Here is a 19,608-nt window from a genome sequence, read left to right on the forward strand (position 1 = left end):
TGCGTTCGGTTTGGTCGGTGGCGAGCCTTAACGGTATTTGGCCAGCGTTTCGCGGACCTTCGCGGCGGGCACCTTCTGCAAGCGGCACAGGAAGTCGTGTGAAAGTTGCTGGATACCATGGGCCTGGCGCAGTTCGCCAACCAGGTGTTGCAACAGATTGGCAGCCATCTCGGCATCGGCCATGGCCCGGTGCGCGGTACCGGTATCCGGCAGGCCGGCCCAGCGGGTCAGGGTGCCCAGCTTGTGGTTCGGCGCCATTGGCAGCAGACGCCGCGACAACAGCAGGGAACAGGCGAACGACTGGCGGCGGCTACGGCCGATGCGGCTCAATTCGTAGTCCCAGAACTTCTGGTCGAACGCCGCATTGTGTGCCAGCAACGGGGTGTCGCCGACAAACTCGGCCACTTCGTTCATCACTTTGTCCACCGGTGGCGCGCTGCGCAGCATGGCGGTGGTAATGCCGGTGAGCCCGGCAACGAAAGCTGGCACGGGCACACCCGCGTTCATCAGGCTCTGGTAGCGCTCGACGATGCGCCCGCCTTCCAGCATCACTACCGCCACTTCCGTGGCGCGGCAGCCTGCACTGGGGGTGATGCCGGTGGTTTCAAAGTCGATAACAGCGATACGGTCCATGAAAGGGCCTCAATGTTTGAGCAACAGCTTACCCTCGATGGGCACATAACGGGTGGCCACGCGGATCAGCGACAAGGCGGTGAGCCCGGGTACACCATATACCACGGCCTCGGTACCATGGCGCTGGATCACCCGCTCCAGCAGCAGGTCGAAATCACCATCGCCAGAGGCCAGCACCACTTGGTCGACCCGGCTGGCCGCGTCGATCACATCCAGGGTAATGCCCACATCCCAGTCACCTTTGGCCGAGCCATCGCTGCGCTGGATGAAGGGCTTGAGGCGCACATCGAAACCCAGGTTGCGCAAGATCTGCTGGAACTGCTGTTGCTTGCTGTCGCCACGGTCGATGGCATACGCCACGGCTTCGACGATCTGGCCTTCACGGCTGACGTCGGCCCACAACGTGGTGTAGTTGAAATGGCAGCCGTGGGCCTGGCGCACGGTGTAGTAGAGGTTCTGCACATCGGCGAACAGCGCGATCTTTTTCACCTGGGAACCTCATGGTCGGCCTGGAATGCAGAGGGCTGCAAAGCAGCCCCCCAGAAATGCCAGCAGTATGCCAGACCTGTCAGACGTACGAATCGTCGTCCGAGAAGAACCCGCCATCATCGCTGCCATAATCGGTGTCGGCATAACCGCCCTGGTCATTGCCCCAACCACCGTTGTCAGCCACTTGCTGCTGCCCGCCCTGGTCGTTCCAGCCGCCGCTGTCACTGGCTGGCGTTGGCTCTTCCTTGATCACCTCGACCACTTCTTCCGGCTGCGAGTTGTGGTTGAACAGGCTGCTGATACCCTGCGCCAGCAACACACCACCCGCCACACCGGCAGCAGTCTGCATTGCGCCGCCGAGGAAACTGCTGGCACCACTGCGCGCCGGTGCAGCGCCAAAGCCTGGCTGCTGCGCAGGCGGCTGGGAGAACCCCGGTGCCGAAGGTTCGCGCCAGCCGCCACCGGACGCTACAGGGGGCGCCGAAGGGCGTTGTGGCTGCGCGACCGGAGCCGCATCGCGCCCACCCGAGCCAAAGATACTGGACAGGAAACCGCCACCGCCATTGCTGGGTGCATTGTTGCTGGCCTGCACCGCCTCAGCCTGGGCACGGGCCTGTTTCAGCTCGGCTTCCAGTTGCTTGTTCTGCTCGTCGAGGCGCTTGATCGCCGCTTCCTGCACCAGGATGGCCTGGGCCATGTAGTAAGGCGCCGCCGGCTGCTGGCGCAGGTGTTGCTCGATGCACGCCTGGGCCTGCGCGTCACGCGGCTGGCTGGGGTCTTCGGCTTGCTTGATGCGGCCGAACAGGCCGTCGATCAGGGTTTGTTCTTCAGTGTTCATGGGGCGACCTCATGGGGTAGCGGGACAACGGACAGCGTCAAAGATGGGGCGTACGGGCGCGGGATTCAATCACCGCTGCGGTGAAACTTTTTTCAGCAAGTGACAGACCCGAGCCCGCTTTGGGCTAAAGTTAGGCCCCTGTTTTAACTGCCATGCGATGTTGACTGATGAATCCGCTGAGCGTTCTGCGCGACTCCCTGTACTTCTTCCGCCGCCACCTGCCGAACATCCTCCAGCTGTGCCTGCCGCTGGTGGTGCTGGAAGCCCTGCTCACCCAACTGCTGTACCGGCAGATGGGCGACCAGGCATCACCGGCCTACGGCATGCTGGTCAGCCTGCTGTTCTACCCGCTGTACAGCGCCGCGCTGATCCTTTACCTGCACACCCGCAGCAACGGTCAGGACATCGGCAAGCGAGACCTGTTCGCCCGCGCCCTGCAACTCTGGCCGCAGCTGGCCTTGCTGATCCTCATCAGCTCGCTGCTGATCATGGCAGGCCTTGCGCTGTTCATCTTCCCGGGCGTGTGGATCATGATCAACCTGGTGTTCGCCGAATACTTGCTGGTGCTGCGCGGCCGGCCCGTGGTGCAGGCGATGCGCGAAAGCGCAAGCATGACCACCGGGCACTTCATGCGCATCATGATCTGCGTCGTAGCTGTGCTGGCACCGATCTGGCTGATCGACGGGCTGCTGCTGATGGCCTTCCCCGAACCATCGCCCGGCATGGAGCTGGCCATGGACAGCCTCAGCGGCTTCCTGCAGCTGTTCAGCACCGTGGTGCTGTATCGCCTGTTCATGCTGCTGGAGAACGAAACCAGCACTTGAAACAACGAGGGAAAGCCTTCGATCTGCGGTGCTCTGCGCCCTTGGCATTAGGGTGCACCTTCAATGCCAATCGAGGAGCGCAGCATGAACGAAGCCATTCAAACCGGGTTTGCCAGATCGTTTCGCGGCAAGCTGTATGTGCGCGGCGCCAAAGGCAACATCCCGCTGCGCCTGAGCCGCAGCACCGACAAGTTCAGTTGGGGCGTCACCCCTGAGGATGACTGGTTGCAGGCCGGCGGCAAACAGGACTCGCCGACGATGGACTTTCATTACCAGTCAGGCAGCGAAAACCGCCTGCACTACCACATCAGCATTCCAGGGCGCCCAGAGGCCAAAAAGCTGGGGGTAAGCCTCAATGGCTACCTGGGTTTCTACTGGTTTGCCCAAGTCACCGACGACTGGAAAATCGAACCGCTGCAATTGACCGAGGAAGGCCTGGTTTGCCATCTGCGCGACCATCGAGGCTACCGGGTGGGGGCCATCATGGATGATCCCCACTTCAGTGGGGACCTTGTGGCGCTGCTAAACGTCGAGCAAGGTGTAGTGCTTACGTTCCTTCTCAAACCGATTGGCTGACCGCAGTCAACCAGGCCTTCAGGTTCCGCGAGGTTTGGCCCGCGCGGTGGCCTCGGCCACCAGCGGGTCATCTGGCCAATAATGCTTTGGATAGCGCCCTTTCAGGTCCTTCTTCACCTCGGCATAAGTCGTACGCCAGAAATTGGCCAAGTCCTGGGTCACCTGTACCGGGCGGCGGGCCGGTGACAGCAGGTGCAGCTTGACTTGCTGGCGGCCATTGGCGATGCGCGGGGTGTCGGAAAGGCCGAACAGCTCTTGCAGGCGCACGGCGAGAATCGGTGGGTTCTCGCTGTAGTCCAGGCGGATGCTGGAACCGGACGGGACCGCCAGGTGGGCAGGAGCCTGTTCTTCCAGGCGTTGCGGTAGCGGCCAGGGCAACAGGTTGCGCAACATCGACGGCAGGTCCAGTGCAGCGAAGTGGCTAAGGCGCGATACCTTGCCCAAGTAGGGCTGCAGCCAGTCTTCCAGGCTGGCGAGCAGCGATTCGTCACCCAGATCGGGCCATTCGCTTTGCCCATCCTTGTCCAGGTCCAGTTGGCGTAACAGGGCCACCCGCGCCTGCCACTGGCGCAGCTCCGGGGTCCAGGTCAGCAGATTCAGGCCTTTGCGCCGTACCAGGCCGAGCAGTGCCTTGGCGCGCGCTTCGTCGCTCAGGCCAGTCAGCGGTTCGCGGCTGAGTATCAGCTCACCGACCTTTGCCTGACGCTCCGCACGCAGCACCTGCTCGCGCTCATCCCAGTCAAGCAGATCGACCCGCTCGACCTGCTCTGCCAGTACGTCATCGAGCAGCGCCGGGTCGAACTCTGCCGCCAGGTAGATACGCTCTTCACGCTGGCCTTGGCGGCTGCCCAGGTCAGCGATTACCAACCATGGATTTTTCATCAAGGCATCGACCTCGCCAAACAAGGCTGCACGGCCGTTGGCCAGGCGATACTCGGCGCCCCCTTCACGGCGCTGCTGCGCAACCCGGTCGGGATAGGCCAGCGCCAGCAAGGCACCCAGCCAGCGAGGGTGGTCAGGGTCGGCAACAGCGGCTCCGGCTTTGCCGCGCAACAGACCACGGTATTGTCGAGCTAACTGTCGGGCGCGCTGCACGCCACCCTGGCCGCCACGGCTGGCCTTGCTCTCGCCGCTGACCAGGGCCAGCCGACTGTGCAGGTCGGCACCGCCGCCTCGCTGGATATCCCGCTCTCCAAGCAACGCCGCCACATCACAGGCCATGGTGGCCAAACCCAGGTACTGACCACGCAGCAACAAATGGGCGATACGCGGATGAGCCGGCAGCTCTGCCATGGCCTGGCCGTGGTCGCTGAGGTTGTCGCGGCTGCCCGGTTTGAATGCCCCGAGCCGCACCAGCAGGTCCTGGGCCTGGGAGAACGCCGCACTGGGCGGTTGATCGAGCCAGCGCAGCTGGTTAGGTGCAACGCCCCAGCGCGCCAGTTGCAGGGCCAGCCCAGCCAGGTCAGCCTGCAAGATCTCGGCACTGCCATGGGCCGCCAACTGGTCATGCTGGGCCTCGGACCACAGGCGGTAACACACGCCCGGCTCCAGACGGCCGGCGCGGCCAGCGCGCTGGGTGGCACTGGCACGGGAGATACGTTGGGTGTCCAGGCGGGTCATGCCACTGCCGGGGTCGAAGCGCGGCACCCGGGCCAGGCCTGCGTCGATCACCACACGCACGCCGTCGATGGTCAGGCTGGTCTCGGCGATGTTAGTCGCCAGCACCACCTTGCGCAGGCCCTTGGGCGCCGGGTCGATGGCGGCGCGCTGGGCATTGAGGTCGAGTTCGCCATGCAGCGGGCACAACAGAATCTCGGGGCGCTCGCCCAGTGCCTCCTGCAAGCGCTGGTGCACCCGCCGGATTTCGGCCTGGCCCGGCAGGAACACCAGCACACTGCCGGTTTGGTCGGCCAGTGCCTGCAGCACACTGTCCACTACGCGTGGCTCGATGAACTCGCCCGGCTGGAAAGGCCGGCCCCAGCAGATATCCACTGGATGCATGCGGCCCTCACTGCTGACCACCTGGGCATCGTCCAGCAACCGCGAGAGGCGCTCGCCTTCCAGGGTGGCGGACATCAGCAGAATCTTCAGCGGCGGGTCGTCACGCAGCAACTCACGGCCATTCAGGCTCAACGCCAGGGCCAGGTCGGCGTCCAGGCTGCGCTCATGAAACTCGTCGAAGATCAGCAAGCCTACGCCTTCCAGCGCCGGGTCGGCCTGCAGGCGGCGAGTGAGGATACCTTCGGTTACCACTTCGATGCGGGTGTTCGGCCCGACCTTGCTGTCCAGGCGAATGCGGTAGCCCACGGTCTGGCCCACCTGCTCGCCCAGTTCGCTGGCCAGCCTTTCGGCGGCCGCCCGCGCCGCCAGACGCCGGGGTTCAAGCATGAGAATGGTCTGCCCGGCCAGCCACGGCTCGTTCAGCAGCGCCAGCGGCACGCGGGTGGTCTTGCCGGCGCCTGGTGGTGCTTCAAGCACCGCTTCGTCACGTTTTTCCAGGGCTTGGCGCAAGGCGGGCAAGACGGCATCGATCGGTAATGAAATCATGGTGGTCCTCGAACAGTCTCGCGAGTATAACGGCGAACCCAGCCTGCTCTATCATGGTCTTAAGCTTCAGGCGCAGGCGCTTCGCTTGCCCTGCTGAATACCTTTTCGGAGATTTACATGCGCATCTCGACCCGCGTCATCGGTGGCGCCCTCATCGCCACCCTGCTGACCCAACTGACGGCCTGCGGCACCATTTTCTACCCAGACCGGCGCGGCCAGATCGGCGGCAAGATCGACCCTGTGGTGGCCGCAATGGACGCCATTGGCATCCTGTTCTATGTGATCCCGGGCCTGATCGCCTTCGGCATCGACTTCGCCACGGGCGCCATCTACTACCCAGGTGGCCACACCGCCCAGGTCGACCCGGCCAAACTGCAAGAAGCCGTAAGCCCCGACGGCAAGGTCGACAACCTGAAGTTGCAGGCCATTCTCGAAAGCGAATTGGGTCAACGCCTGCCGCTGGACGACCCACGCCTGATCCAGCATCGTGGCAGCATCGAACAACTGGCCAGCCTGGGCCTGGTACCGGCAGCCTGAGGCCATACGGACGCTGAATACGGATGATCACCCCGGCTGAACACAAGCGCCTGCTTCGCCTGGCCACCCGCGCGTCACTGGCGGTGGCCAGTATCCTTGTACTGAGCAAGGCGCTGGCCTGGTGGCTGAGCGGCTCGGTGAGCCTGCTGGCTGGGCTGACCGACTCGGCACTGGACGCCGTTGCCTCGTTTCTCAACCTGCTGGCTGTGCATTACGCCTTGCGCCCGGCCGACGACGACCACCGCTTTGGCCATGGCAAGGCCGAAGCCCTGGCCGGTATGGCGCAGGCGTTGTTCATCGCCGTCAGTGCGGTACTGATAGGTGTGCAGGCGGCCGAACGCCTGCACACGCCGCAACCCTTGGGCGATACCGGGATCGGCATTGCAGTGATGCTGCTGTCACTGGCGCTGACCCTTGCCCTGCTGGCGCTGCAATACAAGGTCATTCGCCTGACCGGCTCCACCGCCGTGCGCGCCGATTCCCTGCACTACCGCTCGGACCTGCTGCTGAACAGCAGCATCCTGCTCGCCCTGTTGCTGGCACGTTTTGGTTGGCCACAACTGGATGCGCTTTTCGGCCTGGGCATCGCCGTCTACATCCTGTGGAGCGCACTGCAAATTGCCCGCGAGAGCACGGCCATCCTGATGGACAAGGAACTGCCTGGCGATGTTGGTGAAGGCATGGCCGCGCTGGTGCTGGCCATTCCCGGCGTGAAAGGTGTGCACGACTTGCGTACGCGGGTATCGGGTAACCAGTGGTTCGTGCAGTTGCACCTGGAGCTGCCGGGGCAGTTGCCACTGCATGAGGCGCACGGGTTGTGCGTTGAGGCATCAAAGGTCATCCGCCAGCGTTATCCACAGGCGGATGTGATGGTGCATGCCGATCCGGTGTGAACCTGCCGGCGATAGGGCCGGGGCAGGCAGCACATATGGCGTCAGTCAATGCTGTAGCCTCGACCACTGAAGCAAGCGCCCAGCGCCCGGCGATAGATGTCCAATGCATTGGCGGGGGGCGCATACGTCGCCGTCGCCGGGTCAAACCCTGACTGGCTCACTGCCCAACGGTGGCACTGGTAACGGTCTTGTTCCTGTTGCTCCTGTCCCTGCCCATGCATCGGGTAAGCCACCACGTCATACCCGCCGTTTGCCGGGGCCACCGGCACAGGCGCCGGCACGCCGACCGGTGGGTTGACCACCACATACTCCTGGCTGTCCGCCAGGTACTGGTAATAGGTATCGGCCACCCGGAAGAACAGCGCCCCTCCCAGCCAGACCTCCTGAGCATAGGACGGCAGGTAATTGACCCGCACGCCGTAAGGCGGGGCCACCACGATGTAACTGCCACCGTGTGGGCGGTACCAGTAACCACCAGAATAGAAGTAATCCGCGCCACGGTAGGGCACTTTCCAGTAACGGTCGGGGAAATGATCAATGGTGTGCCCCGGACGATACTGCGGCCCAGGCCCCCAGCCATTGCCATGGCCATCCGGGCGCCCCTGCCAGTCGCCACCTGGCCGTTGCCCCGGGCCACCGCCTTGCCAGTGATGGCCGTCGCCATACCGGCGTGGAATGTCCTGGTAATAACCCTGGCGCGGCGGCTGGGTCTGGCGCACTTCGTCGCGCGAGTTGAGCGAGCGGCCTGGCCCGCCCTCACCTTGCACCTGCTGGCCGCGTTCGCCATGCCCCTCGCCCGGCCCTTCGGCCTGGGCCCCCAGGCTGATGCTCAAACCCAGCAAACCAACACCTGCCAACTGCCAGATGCGCGACTTCATGGTATTCCTCTTGGTAGAAAAAACTGCGCCCGCAATCAGTCTACCGCGCCCGTCATGCAGGCCAATTAAAATTCCGGTCATGAAAAAAGGGAGGCCACAGGGCCTCCCTTCAGGAATTGTCGTCCGTGCTCGGCACTTGTGGCGCCGGCTCACCTCACACCCTCTTCTGGAAGGTGTGTAGCCCGGGGGCCTGCGGATCCTGTTGGATGGCTGGCCGCGACCGCCCGCCTAGGGCGCGTCGCCGTGGACTGATGTCCGGGCAGTGATTCTGTGGATAAAGATACCGGACAGGTTGCGACAGAGGATTGCGAAGATTGCTCGGATAAATAGCACTTGCGCAATTTTTCACCCTGGATTGATAATTCGCCGCAATACGAACAGAAAAGGCAAATGCCATGAGCAAACTTGACCGCTACGACCTGAGCATCCTCGCCGAATTGCAGCGCGATGCGCGCATCTCCAACCAGGAGCTGGCCGAACGCATCGGCCTGTCGCCTTCGCCATGCTCGCGTCGGGTCAAGCAACTGGAGGACGATGGCTACATCTCGCGCCAGGTGGCCCTGCTCGACCGCAAGAAACTGGGCCTGAGCCTGACCGCCTATGTGCTGATCGGCATGGACCGCCACACCCCGGAGCGCTTCGAAACGTTCGAGGCGGCCATCCGCAACCTGCCGCAGGTGCTTGAATGCAGCCTGGTCACCGGCATGGATGCCGACTACCAGCTGAAAGTGGTGGTGCCCGACATGGACCACTACCAGAAACTGCTTCTAGGCAGCCTGACCCGTATCGACGGCGTCACCAGCGTGCGCTCGAGCTTCGTGCTCAACCAGGTATTGGCCAGCACCGAGCTGCCATTGACCCACCTGCGTTAATCGCTCACGCCAGCAGGCGTATAATCGAACGCTCAACCCGCCAGGAGAACACCGATGGATCCCGCCGTATTCGAAGAATGGATGATGATCATCCTGGTTACCGTGCTGATCGGTTTCATGGGCTTCATCGTCTGGGACCTGGCGAAAAAGTCCAAGGCCGGGAAGTTCGGTACGCTGATCCTGTTCTTCGTGCTGGGGCTCGGGGTGCTGGCCTTTATCATCAAGAGCGTGGTGGTGGGGTTCCTGGAAGGGGTGTAGGCCTCAGGAATGCCGGGAGCGCTGTAGTTTCGGTGCCACTTCGCGCCAACAGCCCTGCTCCAGCCCATCCAGCGCCCAATCCCCGATCCGCACACGCACCAGACGCAAGGTCGGCAACCCCACCGCCGCCGTCATCCGCCGCACCTGGCGGTTACGCCCTTCGCGGATCACCAGCTCCAGCCAGCTGGTCGGCACGCTCTTGCGAAACCGTACCGGCGGGTTGCGCGGCCACAGCTCGGGTTCATCCAGCCGCCGTGCCTCGGCAGGCAAGGTAGGCCCATCGTTCAGCTCCACGCCATCACGCAAGCGCTGCAACTGCTCGTCGCTCGGTTCACCCTCCACCTGCACCCAATACGTCTTGGCCAGCTTGTGCTTGGGGTCGGCAATGCGCGCCTGCAGCCCACCATCGTTGGTCAGCAGCAACAAGCCTTCACTGTCACGGTCCAGCCGCCCTGCCGGGTACACACCCGGTATGTCGATGTAATCCTTGAGCGTCGCGCGCCCGTCGCCGTCGCTGAACTGGGTCAGCACGTCGAACGGTTTGTTGAACAGGATCAGGCGCGGCTCGGCCGGTGGCGCCTTCGGCTGGCGACGTGGGCCGGCGGCAGGCCGCGCCTGGGGGTGGCGCGGCTTGTTACGGGGTGGCAGTGACATGGATCCTCAGCGGAACGGCGGCTCATCGAAGCTGCGCAGTTTACGCGAGTGCAGCGAGTTGAGCTCGGTGCGCAGCAGGTCGAGGGCGGCAATACCGATCTTCAGGTGCTGGCTGACCGCCCGGTTGTAGAAGGCGTTGGCCGAGCCCGGCAGCTTGATCTCGCTATGCAGCGGCTTGTCGGACACACACAGCAAGGTGCCGTACGGCACACGCAGGCGGTAACCCTGGGCGGCGATGGTACCGCTTTCCATGTCCACCGCCACGGCACGCGACAGGTTGATGAGCGGGCGTTCCTGAGCCCAGCGCAGCTCCCAGTTGCGGTCGTCGTAGGTCAGCACGGTGCCGGTGCGCAGGCGCTTCTTCAACTGTTCGCCACGCTCGCCGGTAACCTGCGCAGCCGCTTCCTGCAAGGCCAGCTGCACTTCGGCCAGGGCCGGAATCGGGATGTTCGGCGGCACCACCCGGTCGAGAATGCCGTCACGGCGCATGTAGGCGTGGGCCAGCACATAGTCGCCGATGGTTTGCGATTGCCGCAGCCCGCCGCAGTGCCCGATCATCAGCCAGCAGTGCGGGCGCAGCACGGCCAGGTGGTCGGTGATGTTCTTGGCGTTGGACGGGCCGACACCGATGTTGACCAAGGTAACGCCGTCGCCGTCGGCGGCGATCAGGTGGTAGGCCGGCATCTGGTAGCGGTGCCAGATCACGCTGGCGACCAAGGCCTGGGTTTCACCGTGGTCCATGGCTTTTTCGATCACCACGTTGCCCGGCAGCACCATGCGCACGAAGCGCGGGTCGTCGCGAAGTTGTTCAAGACCGTGGCTGATGAACTGGTCGACATAACGGTGGTAGTTGGTCAGCAGGATCCACGGCTGCACATGGCGCCAGTCGCTGCCGGTGTAGTGCACCAGGCGGCGCAGCGAAAAGTCGACGCGCGCGGCGTCGAACAGCGCCAGCGGAAAAATTTCGGCACGGTCCCAGTCGTACAGGCCATCGGCGATGTTGTCGGTGGCGGCCGACAGGTCGGTGCTAGGGAACACCCGCGCCAGCTGCGCGGCGGTGATGCCGCTGCCGGCCAGTTCGTCGCCCTGGTCGACCACATAAGGGTACGGAATGTTCTGCTCGCTGATGCCCACCTCTACCGTGACGGTGTAGTCGTGCATCAGTGGGCGCAACTGCTCCAGCAGGTAGCCACGGAACGCGGCGGGCTGGGTGACGGTGACGCTGTAAGTGCCCGCCACCTGCACCTTGGCGTAGGCCCGCGTGGTGGCGGCGACCTCACCGTGGCTGTGATAAGTCAGGCGCAGTGCCGGGTAGCGGAACAGGTCGCGCTCTTCGGCGCCTGGCTCGGTACGGTCCTTCAGGTAACGCTTGAGGGCCTGGCTAAGGGCCCCGGTGGCCTGTTCATGCAGGGCCGCCAGACGGTCGACGGCCTGTTCGGGGGTATCAACGACTACAAAAGCGTGGCTCACACTGTGCTTCCTGTCTGGACATGCATGTGAACCATCTTGCCTGCCTTCTTGGGTAAATACATCCCCATTGATCGGTGTTGGCTGCTTCGCGGGTAAATCCCGGCTCAGCCACCCCAGGCTGGCGTAGCCCTTGCCACCAATGCCTCCACATCCACACCGCGTGGCAACGCCCCATAGACCCGCCCTCCCCCCGCCAGCCGGCTACCGATAAAGGCATCACTGACCACCGCATTCCCCGCTTCCAGCAACAGCTTGGCCTGCAACGCCAGAGCAATATCCTCGGTCAACTGTCGCGCCCGGTACTGCATGTCGCCTGTATCGGCAAACGCCCCCTTGAGGTTCCCGATGTGCGCTGCCAACCGTGGGTCACCATGCCCGTCACCCAGTTCGGCGAACAGCGCATCGAGCACGCCCGGCTCCTTGGACAGGGCCCGCAGCACATCCAGGCACTGCACATTGCCTGAGCCTTCCCAGGTCGAGTTGACCGGCGCTTCGCGGTACAGCCTCGGCAGGATACTGTCCTCCACATAACCGGCGCCGCCCAGGCATTCAGCAGCCTCGTTGATCATGGCCGGCGCACGCTTGCAGATCCAGTACTTGCCCACGGCCGTTACCAACCGGGCGAAATGCGCCTGTTGCGGGTCGTCGAGCTGTTCCAGTGCCTGCCCCATGCGCAGGCTCAGGGCCAGCGCGGCTTCGCTTTCCAGCGCCAGGTCGGCCAGCACGTTCTGCATCAGCGGTTGTTCGCTCAGCACCCGACCACCGACCTTGCGGTGCGCGCAGTGGTGGCTGGCCTGGGTCAGTGCCTGACGCATCAAGGCGCTGGAACCGACCATGCAGTCGAATCGGGTCATGGCCACCATCTCGATGATGGTCGGCACACCCCGCCCCTCTTCCCCGATCATCCACGCCAGCGCACCCCGGAACTCCACTTCGCTGGAGGCGTTGGAGCTATTGCCCAACTTGTTCTTCAGCCGCTGGATATAGAACTGGTTACGGTTGTCGTCCGGCCGGTGGCGCGGCAGCAGGAAGCAGCTCAGGCCTTTCTCGGTCTGAGCCAGGGTAAGGAAGGCATCGCACATGGGCGCAGAGCAGAACCACTTGTGCCCGACCAGCTCGTAGGGCTGGCCCGGCCCTGCGGCGCCCACCGGATACGCCCGCGTGGTATTGGCCCGCACATCGGTGCCGCCCTGCTTCTCGGTCATGGCCATGCCCAGGGTGACCCCGGCCTTGTGCCGGTCGCCGACGTTGCGCGGGTCATATTCGCAGGCCAGGATTTTCGGCAGCCAGTATTCGGCCAGCTCGGGCTGCAGGCGCAACGCCGGCACGGCGGCGAAGGTCATGGTCAGCGGGCAGCCGGTACCGGCTTCGGCCTGGCTGTGCAGGTAGGTCATCGAAGCCCGCGCCACATGGGCGCCAGCGCGGGGCTCAGCCCACGGCAGCGAAGGCAGGCCGTGCTCGACGGCGGTGCGCATCAATTCATGGTAGGCCGGGTGGAATTCGACCAAGTCGATGCGATGGCCATAGCGGTCGTGGCTGATGAATTCTGGTTTGTGTGCGTTGGCCAGGAAGCCGGCCTGCATCAGCGGGCCGCCAGCCAAGGCACCGTAGGCATCGATCCGCGACTCGGCCCAGCCTGCGCCGAAACGCCGTGACCATTCTTGCAATGGCAGGTCGAGGCGGTACAGGTTGGCACCGTCGAGGGACGGCGGCTGGTTGGTGACTTCGTGGGTTTCAGCGTACTGGTGCAGGTTCATCGGGGGCTCCTGGATCCGGGTAGGCTTGAGAGACCCAGTGAAGCACCGCTTACGGGGTAGTCAAAGGGGCAATAATGACTAAACGTGTGGCGGGGGTGGCGCATGTCTTGGGAAGGCGTCAGGGCTGACAGGTGCTTGCCACAACACATTCAGCGCCTGACCAAAGGCCATGCCATCAAAGCGAGCGCCGCGTCTGCAGGATATTCGGGCTCATCTGCACCTGCGAAATCGCCATGTTCAAACTCAACTCGAACCGGCTCCCCAACCCGCGCGTCGACTCATGCGCCAACCTGGCGCCCAGCAATTCCCCCATCTGCCGGCAGATCGATAAGCCAATCCCCAGGCCGCCATAGCGCCGGGTCATCGAACCGTCGACCTGGAAGAACCGCTGGTACAGGGTCGACTGCTCCAGGTCATCGAAACCGATGCCGCTGTCGCTGACCGTAAAGGTCAACGCCAGATCACCCGGCCCCACCCGGCGGCCGCGCACCTGGATCATCACCCCGCCCTGGTGGGTGAACTTCAAGCCGTTGTCCACCAGGCACCCCAGGCAGCGCACCAGCTTCTGCCCATCGCCCTCCAGCGCATCCGGCAGGTCAGCCGGAATGTCCAGGCTCAGGTACAAGCCTTTGCCCAGGGCCTGCCCTGCATAACCGGCGCGCAAGCCCTGCAGCAGCGTGCGCAGGCTGAACGGCACTGGCTGCGCCCGCAGGCGGCCGGCCTGCAGTTCGGACAGGGTGAGAATGGCGTCGACCATGTCCATCATGCCTTGGGCCGACCCCACCGCCGTGCGGTGGTACTGGGCCATTTCAGCCTCCATCGGCAGGGTGTGCATCAGTTCCAGCGAACCTATCACCCCATTCATCGGGGTACGCAGCTCATGGGTCACACTCGCCAGGAACTCGTCCTTCAGGCGGTTGCTCCTGGCCAATTGCAAGTTCAACTGCTCCAGCGTCCGCCCGGTGTCGCGCAACGTTTGCGCCTGCTGCTCGCGCAGGCTGTTGATGCGGTCGGCCAACGCCAGCGACAGCAATGCCACTTCCAGCGCCGAACCCAGTTGGCTGGCATACATGGTGATGAACACGTTCGGCAGGTAGCCCAGCACCATCAGGGTATTGACCAGGCCACCGAGCAGGAACGCCGTCCAGGCGATGATGAACCAGCGCGCCACGCGCAAGCCACGCCACCAGGCGTACAACCCGGCGCTGAAGATGCTCACGGTGAACAGCAACGCCAGCAGCGTGGCCATGCGCAGGGCAATGCCGTAGGGCATGCACACCGCCATTACCATGACCAGCGCGCCGCCCAGCATCAGCAACTGCAGCAACCGGTCGAAACCACGGCTGATGTTGCCCAGTTGCAGGAAGTGCCGGGCGAACTGGCAACCGAACAAACCTGCCGCGCCAATGAACAGCGGTGTCGAGGCATTCGCCCACCAGGGGCTGTCCGGCCAGAAGTAGGCCACACCCGCACCGTTCACCGACACCTGATAGAAACCGAACGAGGCGATATAGAGGATGTAGTAGAGGTAGCTGACGTCCCGCACACTCAGGTAGATGAACAGGTTGTACACCAGCATCACCAACAGCACGCCGTAGATCATCCCCAGCACATACAGGCGCGTGGGTTGCTCTTCCATGTAGGCTTCGGGGGACCACAGCGCCAGCGGCGCCTGCACCGAACCCTGGCTGTGCAGCCGCAGGTAAGCGGTGGTCACCTCGCCTGGCGGCAACTGTAGTCCGAACAGGTAGTTGTTCTGCCGAATCTGCCGGCTGTCATAGGGCAATGCGTCGCCGGTGCGCTGGGCCAGATGGTAGCCGCCATGGCCGTCAGACAGGTACAGCTCGAGGTGGTCCAGTGGCGGATAGGCCAGCTCCAGCAGCCATTGCCGTGGGGCCGCGTTTGACGCTGCAACGGGGCGCAACTCAACCTTGAGCCAGAACACCGAGGTGGAGTAACCGGCGTTCAGCACCTCTTCTTGGTGGGGGCGGAAATGTTGGGCGAACCCGGGGGCGCTGACTTGGGCGATACTGGCACTGCCATCGAGGTCTTCATAAACCTGCATGGCCTTGCCCAGTGGAAGATGCCGGGTAGCGTCGTCGAAATCGACCGCTCCGGCCAGCACGGGCAGCAAGCCCAGAAGCACAATCAGCAAATAGCGCATACAGCCCCAGCATGGCCTGTCCGGTCGCGTCGCGGTAGCCTCCCATCCGTTTGAGACGACGTGATCCTGCAGAACCCGTTTGTCGAGTTATCCGAGCACTCTAGCATAGCTTCGCAACCTGGCAACCGGCCATATCAAAAACCAAAGAAAAGGCTCTAAATCAATGCTTTCAGAATGAAAGCGAATTCAAATCTGACCGATCGATCAGTAAAACTCGTTTGTCGGACGATCCGCCCAAACAGGTTTGGTGGTAAGCTCGCCGACCATGAATACCTACAGCTCCCGCCCCGTTGTCCTCTGTCTCTCCGGCCACGACCCAAGTGGCGGCGCCGGCTTGCAGGCAGATATCGAAGCCCTGATCGCCCAAGGCTGTCACGCTGCACCCGCCGTGACCGCCCTGACCGTGCAGGATACCGTCAACGTTTCCGACTTCCGCGTGCTAGACCGCGAGTGGGTACTGGCCCAGGCCAATGCCGTGCTGGCCGACTCCACGGTGGCCGCCGTCAAGCTGGGCATGCTTGGCTCGATCGAGATGGTAGACACCGTCGCCGAGCTGCTGGCCGCCCACCCGCACCTGCCGCTGGTGTGCGACCCGGTGCTGCGTGCCGGTGGTGGTGGCCGCCTGGGCAAGGACGAAGTGGGCTATGCCCTGCGCGAACGCCTGCTGCCGCTGGCGACCATCGCCACGCCGAACCTGCCCGAAGCGCGCATCCTTGCTGAGCTGCCCGAAGGCACCGCCGACGAGTGTGCCGAGAAACTGTTGCCGTTCTGTAGACACCTGCTGATTACCGGCGGTCACGGCGACGAAGACGAAATTCACAACCGCCTGTACACACAGGACGGCCAGCTCCACACCTGGACCTGCCAGCGCCTGCCGGGCAGCTACCACGGCTCGGGCTGCACCCTGGCCAGCGCCCTGGCCGGCCGCCTGGCCCTCGGCGAACAACTGGAAAGCGCCGTGCGCAGCGCCTTGGACTACACCTGGCGCACCCTGCGTGACGCCGAACAGCTGGGTAAAGGCCAGTTCGTGCCACGCCGCCTGCCGCTGGATTTCTGCTCCTGATACGAGGCTTTCAATGAAGCTACGCGGTCTGTACGCCATTACCGATGGCCAGCTACTTGCTGGCCGTTTCCTGTCCCATGTCGAGGCGGCACTGGAAGGCGGCGTGTGCCTGCTGCAGTACCGCGACAAAAGTGACGACGCGGCGCGCCGCCTGCGTGAAGCCGAAGCGCTGATGAAGCTCTGCGAGCGCTACGGCACCCAACTGCTCATCAACGACGACGCCGAACTGGCCGCACGCCTGGGCGTCGGCGTGCACCTGGGCCAGACCGACGGCCCGCTGACCCCGGCCCGCGCCCTGCTCGGCCGCCAGGCGATCATCGGCTCCACCTGCCACGCCAGCCTCGACCTGGCCGCCCAGGCCGCCAGCGAAGGCGCTAGTTATGTAGCCTTCGGCCGCTTCTTCAATTCCGTTACCAAGCCGGGCGCGTCCGCTGCCAACGTCGAACTGCTGGAGCAGGCGCGTGCCCAGGTAAAACTGCCGATTGCCGTGATCGGCGGCATCACCCTCGACAACGCCGCCCCGCTGGTCGCCCACGGCGCCGACCTGCTGGCGGTGATCCACGGCCTGTTCGGTGCCGACAGCGCGCAGGAAGTTACCCGCCGCGCCCGCGCCTTCAACGCCTTGTTCGCATCCTGATTTCGAGAGAACTTTCATGTCCCGTTCCGAAGACCTGTTCGCCAAAGCCCAGAAGCACATCCCAGGTGGCGTCAACTCACCGGTCCGCGCGTTCAAGAGCGTGGGCGGCACGCCGCTGTTCTTCAAGCATGCCGAAGGCGCCTACGTCGTTGACGAAGACGACAAGCGCTACGTCGACTACGTCGGTTCCTGGGGCCCGATGATCCTCGGCCACGGGCACCCGGACGTGCTGAACTCGGTGCGCAAGCAGCTGGAGCACGGCCTGTCCTATGGCGCACCGACCGCCATGGAAACCGACATGGCCGACCTGGTCTGCTCGCTGGTGCCGTCCATGGAAATGGTGCGCATGGTCAGCTCGGGCACCGAAGCCACCATGAGCGCCATCCGCCTGGCCCGTGGCTACACCGGCCGTGACGCCATCATCAAGTTCGAAGGCTGCTACCACGGCCACTCCGACAGCCTGCTGGTAAAAGCCGGTTCCGGCCTGCTGACCCAGGGCGTGCCAAGCTCGGCCGGCGTGCCGGCAGACTTCGCCAAGCACACCCTGACCCTGCCGTTCAACGACATCGCCGCCGTCGAGAAAACCCTGGCCGACGTCGGCCAGACCGTGGCCTGCATCATCGTCGAGCCGGTGGCTGGCAACATGAACTGCGTACCGCCGGCACCGGGCTTCCTCGAAGGCCTGCGCGAACAGTGCGACAAACACGGCGTGGTGCTGATCTTCGATGAAGTGATGACCGGCTTCCGCGTTTCCCTGGGCGGCGCCCAAGGCCATTACGGCATCAAGCCGGACCTGTCCACCTTCGGCAAGATCGTCGGTGGCGGCATGCCGGTCGGCTGCTTCGGTGGCAAGCGCGAAATCATGGGCTGCATCGCCCCGCTCGGCCCGGTCTACCAGGCCGGCACCCTGTCGGGCAACCCGCTGGCCATGGCTGCCGGCCTGACCACCCTGAAGCTGATCAGCCGCCCGGGCTTCCACGCTGAACTGACGGACTACACCAGCCGCATGCTCGACGGCCTGCAACAGCGCGCCGATGCCGCTGGCATACCGTTCGTCACTACCCAGGCCGGTGCCATGTTCGGCCTGTACTTCAGCGGTGCCGACGACATCGTCACCTTCGAAGACGTGATGGCCAGCGATGCCGAGCGCTTCAAGCGCTTCTTCCACCTGATGCTGGACGGTGGCGTGTACCTGGCACCGAGCGCGTTCGAGGCGGGCTTCACCTCCATCGCCCATGGCGACAAGGAGCTGCAGATCACCCTGGATGCGGCTGAAAAGGCCTTTGCAGCCCTGAAGTAATGATCAGCCTGTACCGGTCTCTGTGGGAGCGGCGGTTCGGCACCCCGAATTACCCGCGAAGAGGCCGGTACAGGCAATAATTGCCACTGCACAATCAGCTGACTTCCCCAACCAAGCAGAAATTCGAGTAAAACTTTGTAAGGTTGGCGCTGCTTATCCCATAATGTGCCACCAGAGACATTGGCCGCAGCTTCGCAGAGGTAAGTCGATCCCCATGAACCGCACCGGCCGCGCCCTGACACTGGGCTGCCTGTTGCTTCTTCAGCCCCTGCTGGCCCTGGCGGAGGGCGGTAACTCGTTGCTCATTCCGGCAACGGGGCGCTGCACCTTGAACGTCCAGCCAGAAGACCTGGCAAACGCCCTCAAGGCTTGCGAGCAGACGGCGACGACGGGGGATGCCCAGGCGCAATTCGAACTGGGCGAGTACTACTACACACAAACGCCAAAAAACCTCGACAAAGCCCTCGACTGGTTCCAGAAGGCCTCGCTGCAAGGCCATGCCGACGCCCAGTACCGCTTGGGTGCCATGTTCTTCCATGGCGAAGGGGTCAAGGCCAATAACGTGCAGGCCTACATCCTGCTGAAGATGGCCGCGGTCAACGGTGCCGAAGATGCATTGGACATGGCCGACGAAGTGACCGAGCAAATGCCCCGCGACGAGCTGGAACACGCCACCCAGGTGCTTGGCCAGATCTTCCGCAAATACCTGCTGGAACTGCAGAACGCCGAAGGACGCACGCCGTTCTCGCCACTTCCCTGAGGCTTACTTTTCCGGCATCGGCATCGGGAACGGCATGACATTGCCGCCGCCCTTGGCTTCGCTGATCTTGGCCGTGCCCAGGCGCTCCACCTCATCGATGCGCACGATCGAGTGCATCGGCACGAAACTGCGGATCACCCCTTCGAACTGGCTCTTGAGCTTCTCCTCGCTCGGGTCCACCACCAGCTGCGAGCGCTCGCCGAACACGAACTCCTCGATTTCCAGGAAGCCCCACAGGTCGCTCTGGTAGATCTGCTTGGCATACATCTCGAAGACCTGCCCCTGGTTGAGGAAGATCACTTTATAGATGGCAGGTTCGCGCTTGCTCATGTTTGGCGGGATAACACATGCGTAAGAAAAGGGGCGCATCATAGCAGACAGGTTTGCAGATCTGTGTCGGCTGTACCGGCCCTACATACCGTTGAACGTTTCAGTGCTTTCGCCACTGCCATTCAAGG

20 protein-coding genes are annotated in these 19,608 nt (G+C 63.7%); 10 read left to right on the forward strand and 10 right to left on the reverse strand.

Features of this window, described 5'->3' with window-relative positions:
• Nucleotides 1-27: 27 nt before the first annotated feature.
• From QQL85_RS04875 to QQL85_RS04885, 3 genes are all read right to left on the reverse strand, one after another.
• On the reverse strand, nt 28-633 hold the full coding sequence (locus QQL85_RS04875) for a 3'-5' exonuclease (protein ID WP_284353367.1): 606 nt from the start codon (nt 631-633) through the stop codon (nt 28-30).
• A 9-nt stretch (nt 634-642) separates the two neighbouring features.
• Nucleotides 643-1,122, reverse strand: coding sequence for an NYN domain-containing protein (locus QQL85_RS04880; RefSeq protein WP_284353366.1), 480 nt, complete (start codon nt 1,120-1,122; stop codon nt 643-645).
• A 79-nt stretch (nt 1,123-1,201) separates the two neighbouring features.
• Entirely contained in the window at nt 1,202-1,960 is a 759-nt protein-coding gene (locus tag QQL85_RS04885) for a DUF2076 domain-containing protein (RefSeq protein ID WP_284353365.1), read from the reverse strand.
• A 167-nt stretch (nt 1,961-2,127) separates the two neighbouring features.
• Between QQL85_RS04885 and QQL85_RS04890 the strand changes: the two genes are divergently transcribed.
• Together QQL85_RS04890 and QQL85_RS04895 are read left to right on the forward strand one after the other, a co-directional pair.
• Nucleotides 2,128-2,784, forward strand: a complete 657-nt coding sequence (locus QQL85_RS04890) for a YciC family protein (protein ID WP_284353364.1) — start codon at nt 2,128-2,130, stop codon at nt 2,782-2,784.
• An 84-nt stretch (nt 2,785-2,868) separates the two neighbouring features.
• The gene (locus QQL85_RS04895; protein WP_284353363.1) at nt 2,869-3,360 is read left to right on the forward strand and encodes a hypothetical protein; all 492 of its coding nucleotides are present in this window, start codon (nt 2,869-2,871) and stop codon (nt 3,358-3,360) included.
• Nucleotides 3,361-3,378: 18 nt separating this feature from the next.
• Here the strand turns inward: QQL85_RS04895 and hrpB are convergent, their stop codons facing one another.
• A complete protein-coding gene (gene hrpB / locus QQL85_RS04900) occupies nt 3,379-5,907 on the reverse strand; it encodes an ATP-dependent helicase HrpB (protein ID WP_284353362.1) in 2,529 nt (842 codons plus the stop codon).
• Between the two features lie 117 nt (nt 5,908-6,024).
• On the opposite strand from hrpB, the gene QQL85_RS04905 reads away from it, so the two are divergent.
• The gene (locus QQL85_RS04905; protein WP_284353361.1) at nt 6,025-6,444 is read left to right on the forward strand and encodes a polyribonucleotide nucleotidyltransferase; all 420 of its coding nucleotides are present in this window, start codon (nt 6,025-6,027) and stop codon (nt 6,442-6,444) included.
• 23 nt (nt 6,445-6,467) lie between these two features.
• Nucleotides 6,468-7,337, forward strand: a complete 870-nt coding sequence (locus tag QQL85_RS04910) for a cation diffusion facilitator family transporter (protein ID WP_284353360.1) — start codon at nt 6,468-6,470, stop codon at nt 7,335-7,337.
• A gap of 41 nt (nt 7,338-7,378) precedes the next feature.
• On the opposite strand, the gene QQL85_RS04915 is transcribed toward QQL85_RS04910, so the two are convergent.
• Nucleotides 7,379-8,215, reverse strand: a complete 837-nt coding sequence (locus tag QQL85_RS04915) for a DUF6515 family protein (RefSeq protein ID WP_284353359.1) — start codon at nt 8,213-8,215, stop codon at nt 7,379-7,381.
• Between the two features lie 395 nt (nt 8,216-8,610).
• Between QQL85_RS04915 and QQL85_RS04920 the strand changes: the two genes are divergently transcribed.
• On the forward strand, nt 8,611-9,087 hold the full coding sequence (locus QQL85_RS04920) for an Lrp/AsnC family transcriptional regulator (protein WP_125462492.1): 477 nt from the start codon (nt 8,611-8,613) through the stop codon (nt 9,085-9,087).
• A gap of 54 nt (nt 9,088-9,141) precedes the next feature.
• Nucleotides 9,142-9,345 (forward strand): DUF2788 domain-containing protein, encoded by a 204-nt coding sequence (locus QQL85_RS04925; RefSeq protein WP_003249787.1) that lies wholly within the window; start codon nt 9,142-9,144, stop codon nt 9,343-9,345.
• A gap of 3 nt (nt 9,346-9,348) precedes the next feature.
• Here the strand turns inward: QQL85_RS04925 and QQL85_RS04930 are convergent, their stop codons facing one another.
• From QQL85_RS04930 to QQL85_RS04945, 4 genes are all read right to left on the reverse strand, one after another.
• Nucleotides 9,349-9,999: a pseudouridine synthase gene (locus QQL85_RS04930; RefSeq protein WP_284353358.1), complete on the reverse strand. Its 651-nt coding sequence runs from the start codon at nt 9,997-9,999 to the stop codon at nt 9,349-9,351.
• A 6-nt stretch (nt 10,000-10,005) separates the two neighbouring features.
• A complete protein-coding gene (gene amn, locus QQL85_RS04935) occupies nt 10,006-11,469 on the reverse strand; it encodes an AMP nucleosidase (protein WP_284353357.1) in 1,464 nt (487 codons plus the stop codon).
• A gap of 104 nt (nt 11,470-11,573) precedes the next feature.
• The gene (locus QQL85_RS04940; protein WP_284353356.1) at nt 11,574-13,226 is read right to left on the reverse strand and encodes an acyl-CoA dehydrogenase family protein; all 1,653 of its coding nucleotides are present in this window, start codon (nt 13,224-13,226) and stop codon (nt 11,574-11,576) included.
• Between the two features lie 175 nt (nt 13,227-13,401).
• Nucleotides 13,402-15,390: a sensor histidine kinase gene (locus QQL85_RS04945; protein WP_284353355.1), complete on the reverse strand. Its 1,989-nt coding sequence runs from the start codon at nt 15,388-15,390 to the stop codon at nt 13,402-13,404.
• A gap of 265 nt (nt 15,391-15,655) precedes the next feature.
• Here QQL85_RS04945 and QQL85_RS04950 point away from each other — a divergent pair, with 265 nt between their 5' ends.
• The 4 genes from QQL85_RS04950 (at nt 15,656) to QQL85_RS04965 (ending at nt 19,150) form a co-directional block, all read left to right on the forward strand.
• Entirely contained in the window at nt 15,656-16,453 is a 798-nt protein-coding gene (locus tag QQL85_RS04950) for a hydroxymethylpyrimidine/phosphomethylpyrimidine kinase (RefSeq protein WP_284353354.1), read from the forward strand.
• Between the two features lie 13 nt (nt 16,454-16,466).
• The gene (gene thiE, locus QQL85_RS04955; RefSeq protein ID WP_284353353.1) at nt 16,467-17,090 is read left to right on the forward strand and encodes a thiamine phosphate synthase; all 624 of its coding nucleotides are present in this window, start codon (nt 16,467-16,469) and stop codon (nt 17,088-17,090) included.
• Between the two features lie 16 nt (nt 17,091-17,106).
• Nucleotides 17,107-18,390 carry a glutamate-1-semialdehyde 2,1-aminomutase gene (gene hemL, locus QQL85_RS04960; protein WP_028698514.1) on the forward strand — a complete coding sequence of 428 codons (1,284 nt, stop codon included), beginning with the start codon at nt 17,107-17,109 and terminating at the stop codon, nt 18,388-18,390.
• Nucleotides 18,391-18,604: 214 nt separating this feature from the next.
• Entirely contained in the window at nt 18,605-19,150 is a 546-nt protein-coding gene (locus QQL85_RS04965; protein ID WP_284353352.1) for a tetratricopeptide repeat protein, read from the forward strand.
• Nucleotides 19,151-19,153: 3 nt separating this feature from the next.
• On the opposite strand, the gene QQL85_RS04970 is transcribed toward QQL85_RS04965, so the two are convergent.
• Nucleotides 19,154-19,480 carry a DUF1820 family protein gene (locus QQL85_RS04970; protein WP_016489346.1) on the reverse strand — a complete coding sequence of 109 codons (327 nt, stop codon included), beginning with the start codon at nt 19,478-19,480 and terminating at the stop codon, nt 19,154-19,156.
• Between the last annotated feature and the right edge of the window lie 128 nt (nt 19,481-19,608).

Source organism: Pseudomonas putida (assembly GCF_030159595.1).
Taxonomy (GTDB): Bacteria; Pseudomonadota; Gammaproteobacteria; order Pseudomonadales; family Pseudomonadaceae; genus Aquipseudomonas; species Aquipseudomonas putida_AC.